Here is a 7,927-nt window from a genome sequence, read left to right as displayed (position 1 = left end):
GCGGCCGTGACGCTGCTGTTCGGCATGGCGTTCCAGAGCTTCCTGCTGGACGCGAAGGACCTCACCGGCGGCGCGCTCGGCATCGGCTCCATCCGCCCCCTCACCTTCTTCGGGACGGAGCTGGACCCTTCCCTAGGGCAGATCGCCAAGGGAAAGGCCCGGCTGACATAGCCCGCCCACTAGCGGCGGGTCGAGTCAGTCTCATCCCTCCCCGCCCGGCCGGTGACGGTCAGCACGGCCACGACCGTGGTGGCGGCGACGCTGACCGGGCCAGTGATCGCGGGGACGAACAGCGCCAGCGTGCCGACGGCGAGCCCTCCGCAGATGACCGCGGTAGGCCGCAGGGAGCGCAGCGTGGGAGGAGACGACAACTTCTGCTTGCGGTGGCGTAGCCTCATCAGCAGGGAACTCCGTTTCTTGTGCGCTGGATAACGTGTAGGGGCGGTTTCCTAGGGCGGCTCCCCCTGTATGCGCAGGGGAAGCCGCCCGTCTGGTTTCGGTTGCGGTTACACCTCCTGTCCGCGGCTGGTCGGCAGTGTCACTGGCTCTGCGGCCTCGGTTCCCCGCACTTTGGTTGCAGGTGAGCAGAGGAACTCATGCCTGTCGGCTTCCCGGCGAACGAGCGCAGCGAAGGGTCGGCCGTCAGGTGCGGACCATGGGGGGTCCATTATCACGAGCGGGGTGAGGTTCGGCCCTCCTTGATCCGAGAGCAGGAGGCCGATCACCCCGGTGAGCCCGTGTGCCGGACCGTCCGCCATACCGCCAGGGGACACCGCTGCCCGGCCGGGGCAGTACCGGTCGGACCTGACGCGTCCGCGGAGGTGACCGGCAGGGAGGTCGGCGTCCAGAGCGACGACCGCAGATGCGCCGCGCTCGCGGCAGCCGCCCCGCCGGCAGTCCTCCAGTGCGGCAGGGGCCAACTGCGGCACCGCCGGCTTCGTCCACCCGCACCGCGCCGCCCACAGCAGCACGCCGAGGGACGCGAGTCTTGCCAGGGGTACCGCCTGGTGACCCAGCACCGCTTCCACGACACCGTCGGTCACCGCGCGACCGGATCAGTCGCGCCGAAGCAAGAGCGGTGACCGAGGGGTGCCGCTGAGGGAGCCGCCCCTTCCCCAGCGGCCACGCGATGGTCCACGTCTGCTCCAACACTGTCTCCTCAGCGCTAGACGAATCTGTCGATGGGAGCCGGCAGACCGGCGGCTGGCGAGAAGCATCCGTGCTGAGGAACCAGGACCCGCCTTTCTCCTCCTCTAGGGGCAGGGGAGCGGGCCGCCCTCAACACATCCGAGGCTTTCGCGACATTTACTGCACCCAGGGCCGTTTGCCTGAAAAAGGACGCCGGTGACGCGGAAAAGACGACCGCATACGAGCGGCAACCCGTGTGGACGCCAGTGAACAGCAGTGAACGTTGCCACAGATTCGCTATTTCGGGGCATTGGTCCCCATATGTGCGGGGAAGAGAAGTGTGAACAACAGGGCGGCGCGGTCGTGGCCCGGAACCTGGCGTGTGATCACCACACGCCGGGCCAGGCCGTGGTTTCAAGAATCAGAAGGTGGTGGTTCCAGTTAGCGATCTCGGCGGCCTTGATCACGAATGAGTTTCGCCGTCGCCGCTTGCAGGGGGTGCGGTCGCCGGGACGGCGGTGCACCTCATCCGGCGGCGCCGCGGTCTGGGTGGATCATTACTCTCCGGCGGCGCGATGGGGAAGCTTGTGGGGATAATCGGGAGGGTCTGCTGGCCACTGGTTGAGGAGTGGACGAGATGACCTCGAGCCCGGATGGTTCCTCGTCGGTGCGCAGGATGAGCGTGGAGTGGGGGGCTGATGGACCGTGGCTGACAGTCGCGTTGGGCGGAGAGCTGGATGTGGTCACCGCCCCGGCGCTACTCGACCAGGTCGGCTTGCTGATCGCGCAGGAGACACCGCCGCGGATCGCGCTGGAGTTGTCGCAGTTGAGCGGGTGTGACTCCTCGGGAATCAACGCGTTCGTCCGGCTGTGGAAGCGTGCCGGTGCCGCCGGCGGGGAACTGGTGCTGCTGCGCCCGCCTGCCCGCGTGGCCGAGCTGCTGAACAGGGTGGGGCTGGACGGCCATCTGCGCGTCTGCGCGAGGCTCCCTGCTGTTTCGGGGGCCGGACCTGACCTTGATCCGGTCTGACTGGGGCTAGGACGAGGCCGTAGCCTGTTGGGCCTGGGGGCGGCTGAGGCGGTAGGGCCGGGCACCGGTCTCGGTGTTGGTGGCGTCGCAGGTGGGCCCGTCGACGATGGCGGTGCAGAGGCGAGGGGCAGTGAACACTCTGATCCAGCCCAACCGTGGCCCGTAGGAGGCGATCGCGAGCCGGCGGTCTCCTCCCGGTCGGTCGGCACCTGCAAGAGCGGGCCGGCGCCGCGTTTGTCGAGTTCGACATAGCCACCTCGTCAATGCAGAGCAGGTCGGCAGGACTGCTGGTGCATGGTCACGAGGCATCGCCCTGGGATGCGGGACGGTGGCGCAGCAGTCGGTCATAGACGGCCATTTGGGGCGCCGGCAGGTATCGACACGGAAGCCCGAGCCGACCCGTGCTGAGTGAGCGAGATGATCTCGTCATCGATCTGGGCGGACGGTCAGACCAGCCGTGCATCGGAACCGGCAGCCGATGCCGATCGGCGTTTCCAGGTCCAACAATGACCGGACCGGCCCGGCAGGCGGAGAGGTGACGCGCCCGGCAAGTGCTGGACCTGGTTGGAACGCCGCCAGGTGCTGTTCGCCGACCTCGACGGGCGGCGCGAGGTGTTCTGCGCCTCGGCGCGAAGCTGCCCGGCTTTCAGCCGGTGAGCAAGGGTTGAGGGTGCTGCTCGAACCGGCCGGGCTGTGGCATCTGATGCGCTTATTCGCGAGCTCGCCCGGTGGGCCCTGGGGCGGACCCCGACTTCTTCGGGGACGCCGGTGTTCTACGAGCGTGCGGCCCGGCGTGCGCGCCCGATCGGTCGTTGCGGAGGCCGGTCTTGCAAGGTTCGACGACTATGGCCCGCGTCGGTGCGGGCCATAGTCGTCGGCTTGAAAGGTGGTCAGTCCGCTGCATCAGGAGGGGATGAGCAGCTGACGGGTGGCGGCGGTGTCAGCCAGCGTCAGACCCATGGATCGGGTGAGGCTCACGGTTCGCTCGACGAGCGGAAGGTTGCCGGGGCTCAGCTCACCCTTCCCGAGATACAGGGTATCTTCGAGTCCGGCGCGGGCGTTGCCGCCGAGCGCGAGGCCGAGGGCGGTGAGCTGAAGGTTGGCCCGGCCGATGGCGATCACTTGCCAGATTGCGTCGGGCGGAAGTCGACGAACCATAGTCGTTAGGTTGTCTGGCGTGGCGGCCATTCCGCCTTTGACGCCGAGGACGATGGAGAACTGAACCCGGCTGTCGCCCAGCAGTCCCTCGTCCCTGAGCCTCAAGCACTCGTCCAGGTGGCCTGTGTCGTAGATCTCGAGTTCGGGTCGAATACCCAGATCCAGCATGCGCGCAGCAAGACGACGGACTTCGTTTGGCGGGTTGCGGAACTCGCCATTGCCGAAAGTCATGCTGCACGGATTCAGCGTGGCCATCGCTGGTTTGAGTTCGACTAGGGCAGCGCGCTGTTCAAAAGGCACCTGCAAGCCGACGCCTGTCGAGAGTTGGATCAGGATCGGGCAGCGGTCCTGGATGATGTTGATGGTTCGCCGGGCAATCTCGGGGTCTGCAGTGGGCCGATCGTTGCTGTCACGGAAGTGGAGGTGCGCCACCGATGCTCCTGCCTCGTAGGCGTCGGCGACAGCATCGGCAATCTCTTCCGGTTGCGTTGGCAGTGCAGGGTTGTCGGCCTTGGAGGCGATGGGGCCGGTCGGGGCGACGGTGATGACGACACTCATAGTCGGTTTGGGTCCGTTCAAGTAGCCGGGGGTTGGTGAACGCGATGAACTCGACGCGAGGGCGGCCCCGAGGGGGCGCCCTCGCATCGAACGTCAGTTGACCTTGGGCGCGTTCGCGAGGTTGTTGGCAGCGGCGGTTTCGAGTGCCTGGAAGTTACTGCCGTGAACCGGTGGGGGAAGCTGGGGGTAGGTCTTCGCGACCTCCGCAAGGATCCGGTCCTTCGACGCGTTGGCCTGCTCGAACAATGCGGTGAGGTCAACGCCGACCAGCCGACCGTTCCGCTTGACTGCAACGCCGTCGATGAACACGTCCCACACGTCTTCGGGGGTGCTCTGGAACACCAGGCTGCCGACCGGGTCGATAGCCGGCTGCCCGGTGAAGCTGTTCGGGTTGCCGACGATGACGATGTCGGCCTTCTTTCCCGGTGTGAGTGAGCCGATCTGGTCGTCGAGGCCGCAGGCGGCCGCACCGTTGATGGTCGCCCATTTGAGCGCGTCGTCGCAGGTGGTAGCCAGGACGTCCGGCATCTGGCCCTGCCGGTTGATGGGGGCGTTTTGAGCGAACCGGTCCGCTGCGATACCGAGGCGCATCTGGGTGACGAGCGAGCCTGAGTTCAGCGAGATGACATCGCAACTGAGGGTGGCGTTGATGCCGTGCACGCGGCACTGCTCGAACACGGGGTAGCCCATACCCATGTTCATCTCGGTCTCGGGAGAGATGGACACGTGGACGCCTGCTTCGCCCAGGTAGCGCCACTCCTCCTCGTCGAGCGTGTTGGCGTGAATGTGGACATGGTCGGGGCCGAGAAGTCCTGCGTGGTGCAGTTCCTTGATGCCGCCGCAGACGACGGATCCCCAGAAGCAGCCGGTGTGGGTGGCGATGCGCGCACCGAGTTCGCGTGCCAGGTTGATCTCGCGGACGGTGTCCTCCCACGGGATCAGCCCCATCTCGGTGAGAGCGACACCGAACGTGAGGCGGGACGTTCCGGCGTTCTCGGCGACGATGCGCCGGAAGTCGGCGAGGCGCTCGGCATGGTCTGCGAACTTCGTGGTGGTAGGGCTGGAATCGAAGAAGCCGTAGCTGAACAGCGCCCGGATGCCACTGCCCTTGAGACCGTTGATCGCCGCGTCGGCGTGCTCGGGGCTGTTGTTGCAGTGGGAGAAATCGAGGATGGTCGTGACGCCAGCGTTGATTGCCTCCAGTGCGCCTACACGGTTGCCGATATGGACGTCTTCGGCGCGGTAGTTGGGCGAGATGGCCAGCCGGATCGTGTTCATGTAGCCGAGCAGGCTCATGTCGGCACAGATTCCGCGCATCTGGGTCTGCCAGGTGTGGCGGTGGGTGTCGATCATGCCAGGAATGACAAGCTTTCCGGTCGCGTCGACGACCTCGGCGTCGTCAGCAGTGATGCCGACGCCGACAGCTACGATGACGCCGTCCTGGATGAGGACTTCTCCTGAGGGCAGGTTGCCGAAGCTGGGGTCCGCGGTCGCGACGTAGCCGCCGCGGATCAGCGTGCGCTTGGACATCTGATTGGTTACCTCTCGTTGTGTGAGCTCTTCGGGGCCCGAGGTGCACAGGAGACCGAGAGCGGGTCCGTCAGTCGTCGAGGATGGCGACGGCCCGCGTCCAGCCCGCCGACGCGGCGTGAACCTTGACGGGGAAGCACGCGACCTTGAAGCCCGTTGCGGGCAGCGCCTCGAGGTTGCCGAGCTTTTCGATGTGGCAGTAGCCGATCTCCCGGCCGGCCTTGTGGCCCTCCCAGATCAAGGAGCCGTCGCCCGTTTCTGCGTATCGGCGAGCCGTGTAGGAAAAGGGCGCATCCCAGCTCCAACCGTCAGTGCCTGTGACGCGAACGCCCTGCTCGAGGAGGAAGAGCGTGGCGTCATGGCCGACACCGCACCCGGACTCGACAAAGTCCGGCTCTCCGTAGCGGGCTCCTGCCCTGGTGTTGACGAGCACGATCTCCAGCGGAGACAGGGTGTGTCCGATGCGGTTGAGCGCCTCCTGGAGATCTGAGGGCGTCGCGACGCTGCCGTCCGGGAGATGCCTGAGGTCGAGCTTGACGCCCGGCTGGAAGCACCAGTCCAGGGGTACCTCATCGATCCTGATGGCGCGGATGCCGCCATCCATCGTCGAGGCGTAGTGGTATGGCGCGTCGAGGTGGGTGCCGCTGTGGGTGGTCATGGACACCCGCTCGATGGCCCATCCCTCCCTGTCGGGCAGGTCGTCTGGAGTGGCACCCGGGAAGAACGCCAGCACGTCGTCGACGGTCTCGGTGTGGCTGAAGTACTCGATGGACGGCAGGAGCCCCGGCGGGTCGGATGCAATGCCCGTCTTCAGTGCGACTGAGATGTCGATCAGTTGAGTCATGTGGCTGGGGCCTCGTTGCTGGGTGGTGGTTCGGGCGGTCGGGTGACGGCCGCCTGGATCGGCCGTACTCACCACCGTCAGCGGCGGGTGTGACGACCGTCACGAGAACAGTACGTACGTACAGTCAGTGGCGTCAAGCGTTAGATTTGATCCATCGACCTAGAGGGGTGCTGACCGGCCATGGCCACGACAAACTCGCCCACGAGCGCCACAGCAAGCACGGCAGCGGAGCCGACTCGGCGTGAGCTGATCCTGCGTGCAGCCGAGCGTCTGTTCGCGATCGACGGATACCACGGCACCACCATGCGCGACATTGCCCGTGAAGCAGGCGTAAAGCTGTCCCTGCTCGTGTATCACTTCGAGACCAAGGAGAACCTGTACTACTCGATCTTCGAGCGCCGCCAGTACGTCAACGAAGAGCGGCTCCGTCGACTTCAGCAGATCGAGGACCTGTCCGCTCCCGAGAGCTTGGGACAAATCATCGATGCCTGGATCGACCCAGTGCTCCAGATGCATGCCAATCCGGACGACATCTGGTACGCACGACTTGTCCTCAGGGAGGCGTCAGATCCGTCAAGCCAAGAACGCAACGTCCTCTCAACGCTGTTCGACCCTATGGCAAGAGCGTTCATCGACGCTCTCAAGCAGGCGCTTCCCGGCAGACCTGAAGGTTTTCATCACTGGGCCTACATGTTCAGTGTCGGCGTCTTGACCCAGAGCGCGTTCGACAGCCGAGTCGAGAACCTGGTAGCGGAGACGAATCCGCAGCAGAAGCCCGCGATCTTGCGGTCTTATCTGATCGCTGCCCTAACCTACGGCTGAAGCCATTCGCTGTCACCCATACTCGCCGCCGTCGGCTGGAAACCGCTGTGCCCATACTGTGCCCATACCCCGTGGCACGCAATGGCCTGCCGCAACTCGCTCATCGTCGTCTCACTTCCGCACCGGCGTCGGGCCATCGCCTTCCCAGCGCGATCCACCGAGGCTGTGGTGATCACTGTCGCTGAAGATGCGCTCCGCAGCCCGGTAAGGCACCGGTAGGCGGGATCGAGTGTGAACGGCCAAGATCGAGAGCTGGCCGTTCACCGCCCAGGACCGTGCAGCGACGGCTCAGCCCTCTCGTGGGACCGCAGCGTAGTCCTCGTATCGGGCGGCGCATGCCCGGAAGGCATCAACAGCCTCGTGGTCGCCGCTGTGCTTGGCGCTATGGGCCAGCAGGCGCGCGTGGGTGAGCGCCAGGCGCGGATCGATGCGATCGCCGGGCAGCGGAACGAGGTCGTAGGCGATGTTCTGGCCGGCCGCGGCGGCGTTCAGCAGGTATCCGACGGCCTTGTGTCCGTGGTGGGGGCCCAGCAGGACGGCGGCCTCATATATCGCCTCGCAGTCCCCTTGCCCGGCTCGCCGCGCCACGACGTCCCCATAGGGGCCATAGCGGTGAAGGGCTGCCAGCTCGTCGTGGTCCAGTTGAACCGGGTCGACCGTTGCGAGGCCGCGCGGCGATGGCAAGGCACTGACCGGTACCGCCGCCGCCCCGCCCAGGTCAGCGGTTCCTCGTCCGGGCCCGACCAGTCCACGCGGCATTCCCGCCGTGGACGACTGCTCACCCGCCCCAGCCCTTCCACCGGCGCCTCCACCGGCCTGAACCGAGGCGGTGGGATCAGGGGCGGTGGGATCAGGGG

General features: G+C 66.2%; 7 protein-coding genes. 2 read left to right on the top strand and 5 right to left on the bottom strand.

The annotated features are described in order from the left end of the window. Nucleotides 1–179: 179 nt before the first annotated feature. Nucleotides 180–398 (bottom strand): hypothetical protein, encoded by a 219-nt coding sequence (locus ETD96_RS36530; protein ID WP_138641040.1) that lies wholly within the window; start codon nt 396–398, stop codon nt 180–182. Nucleotides 399–1,765: 1,367 nt separating this feature from the next. Here ETD96_RS36530 and ETD96_RS36525 point away from each other — a divergent pair. Beyond that, entirely contained in the window at nt 1,766–2,158 is a 393-nt protein-coding gene (locus ETD96_RS36525) for an STAS domain-containing protein (RefSeq protein WP_138641038.1), read from the top strand. A 903-nt stretch (nt 2,159–3,061) separates the two neighbouring features. Here the strand turns inward: ETD96_RS36525 and ETD96_RS36520 are convergent. The 3 genes from ETD96_RS36520 to ETD96_RS36510 all read right to left on the bottom strand — a co-directional run bounded on the left by ETD96_RS36520 (nt 3,062) and on the right by ETD96_RS36510 (nt 6,248). Then, the gene (locus ETD96_RS36520) at nt 3,062–3,874 is read right to left on the bottom strand and encodes a beta-keto acid cleavage family enzyme (protein WP_138641036.1); all 813 of its coding nucleotides are present in this window, start codon (nt 3,872–3,874) and stop codon (nt 3,062–3,064) included. Nucleotides 3,875–3,967: 93 nt separating this feature from the next. Beyond that, a complete protein-coding gene (locus tag ETD96_RS36515) occupies nt 3,968–5,404 on the bottom strand; it encodes an amidohydrolase family protein (protein ID WP_205719624.1) in 1,437 nt (478 codons plus the stop codon). A gap of 70 nt (nt 5,405–5,474) precedes the next feature. After that, nucleotides 5,475–6,248 carry a cyclase family protein gene (locus ETD96_RS36510; RefSeq protein ID WP_138641035.1) on the bottom strand — a complete coding sequence of 258 codons (774 nt, stop codon included), beginning with the start codon at nt 6,246–6,248 and terminating at the stop codon, nt 5,475–5,477. Between the two features lie 180 nt (nt 6,249–6,428). Between ETD96_RS36510 and ETD96_RS36505 the strand changes: the two genes are divergently transcribed. Next, a complete protein-coding gene (locus tag ETD96_RS36505) occupies nt 6,429–7,070 on the top strand; it encodes a TetR/AcrR family transcriptional regulator (protein WP_138641034.1) in 642 nt (213 codons plus the stop codon). Nucleotides 7,071–7,358: 288 nt separating this feature from the next. Here ETD96_RS36505 and ETD96_RS36500 read toward each other — a convergent pair. Further along, a partial coding sequence (locus tag ETD96_RS36500; RefSeq protein WP_205719623.1) for a hypothetical protein occupies nt 7,359–7,927 on the bottom strand: 569 nt, incomplete at its 5' end.

It is taken from the genome of Actinomadura geliboluensis, assembly GCF_005889745.1.
In the GTDB taxonomy this organism is placed as follows: domain Bacteria; phylum Actinomycetota; class Actinomycetes; order Streptosporangiales; family Streptosporangiaceae; genus Spirillospora; species Spirillospora geliboluensis.
The sequence above is the reverse complement of the archived record's forward strand: the minus strand, read 5'-3'. Positions and strand labels throughout refer to the sequence as shown.